The organism is bacterium (genome assembly GCA_009926305.1).
Lineage (GTDB): Bacteria > Bdellovibrionota_C > UBA2361 > UBA2361 > RFPC01 > RFPC01.
Genome location: RFPC01000194.1, coordinates 1 through 1,770 on the forward strand (window position 1 = coordinate 1; position 1,770 = coordinate 1,770).

Sequence of the window (1,770 nt, forward strand, 5' to 3'; positions counted from 1 at the left end):
GCATGAGGAAAGTAAACCTGCCGCGAGTGCGCACAAGCACGCGAGCCCACCCTGTCCAACTCGGAGCGACAACATACCCAAGTCAACCACGCTTCGCACGCCTGGAGAGATTCGAGGTGTCACGAACGTCTGTGAACTCACATATTTACTGAAATCTCGATCGCTTGACTTTCGACTTCTCCGGAGGCTGGAATTCCGCAAACCAAGGGAGAAATGAAAATCTTCTCTTGCCTACCTGAAGTCATGTTGACTCCAATCTGGTCGCTGAGGGAGGAATGTAGAGTGAAATATGGCCTCTGTAAATTCTGACCTCAAGAAGATGCCCTGGTGGGATTGGGCTATTCAAACCGTTGAAGAGCTGATGGCACGGCACTCGCAAAAATGCGGATCACACAACCGCTCAGAATTTAATTTTTCGTATGGAGCTCCAGGTGAGACCTTTGCGACTTAAAGCTCCAACCCTTCAAACTTTCCCAAGAGGGTTCCTTTCAAAGCAAAGTATTTGGACTGTTTGGGCGCTTCTCGGGCTACTTGTCGTATTTTCGCCATTTGCCCTTATCACTTCCCAAGGAGGTGCTGAAGAGCCGCCTGCGACGTCAGGTGATGTAAACGCCTTCGAGTTCGAAAGCTTTGATGCCAGCTACCACCTAAGCCTGGAACAGAATGGTCGGAGCGTCCTACACGTTCAGGAGACCTTGGTCGCTCTCTTCCCGGAACGCGACCAAAACAGGGGTCTTTTCCGGTACATACCCGACTGGTATGAGGGTTCTCCTCTCAATACGGAGGTTTTCTCATTGACTGATGAGACTGGCTCACCGCGGCCGCTTGAGACCTATCTGGAAGGGGACTTTGTGGTTGTCGACACTGCCGTTCCGCAAGGCTCATTTTTGCGTGGTAGACAGAGTTTCGTTCTTGAGTACTCACAATCCAACGTTCTTCGCGAATTTGGTGAGGATGGCATCTGGGAGTTTTATTGGGATGTAAACGGCACTGGGTGGCAGCAGGAATTTCAATCGGTGAGCGTGAGTATCGAAATCGATGCGAGCCTTGCTAGAAACCTTCTAGATAATCAAATGCACTGTTACGTCGGTGTCTACGCTGCGACGCAGAAGTGCGAAATCACCATTCAGGAGTCTGGCCCAGGATACGTAGTCCGTGCCGAGGCGGAAGAACTCGGTCCTGGCGAAACCCTTACAGTCGCAATTGGTTTCAGAACCAACTCGGTGGTCTTGGATGAGCAGTTTGAAGTTGCACCGTGGATATCCACACCCTCATGGGTTCTCTTTGGGGTACTCGTCTTTGTCATTTTCCCCAAATCCATATTCTTCCGAGTAAAACGCTTGAGGCATGAGGGTCCAATTCGTCAGAAAATCCCGGAGTATTTGCCTCCTAAAAATCTCGATTTAGATATGGCTGCTTTGCTGCTCAAGAAGCCTAGGAGCGTGATGACGAGCAAGCTTTTGCAGCTAGCTGTGGAAAAGAAGATTCGACTAATCGAGTTCGAAAAGGGCAAATGGGCTTTGAAGCGCGCGAGCTCCCCTCTATCCGCGGAGGATAAAGAGTTTCTTGCGGCAATCCTCGGCGGTCCCCAATTTATGCCCAAGGTTGGAGAGCTAGCCAAGCTGCCTTCTAAGCCGTCAGACCTTGGCTCGAATTACAACGAACTCACCAGTAGTTCAAACGTTAGATTCAAGGACCTGTATCTGCTCGAGATTCCCGCCAAGTCTCGACTCTTACAGATACTGCCTGCTGTTGCGATCTTTTTGTTTC

At 50.3% G+C, this 1,770-nt stretch carries 1 protein-coding gene; it reads left to right on the top strand.

Translation table 11 applies throughout. The features are described 5' to 3' along the window. Window positions 1-440: 440 nt before the first annotated feature. Window positions 441-1,770: DUF2207 domain-containing protein (locus EBR25_13660; protein ID NBW42029.1), on the top strand; the 1,330-nt coding region annotated here is incomplete at its 3' end.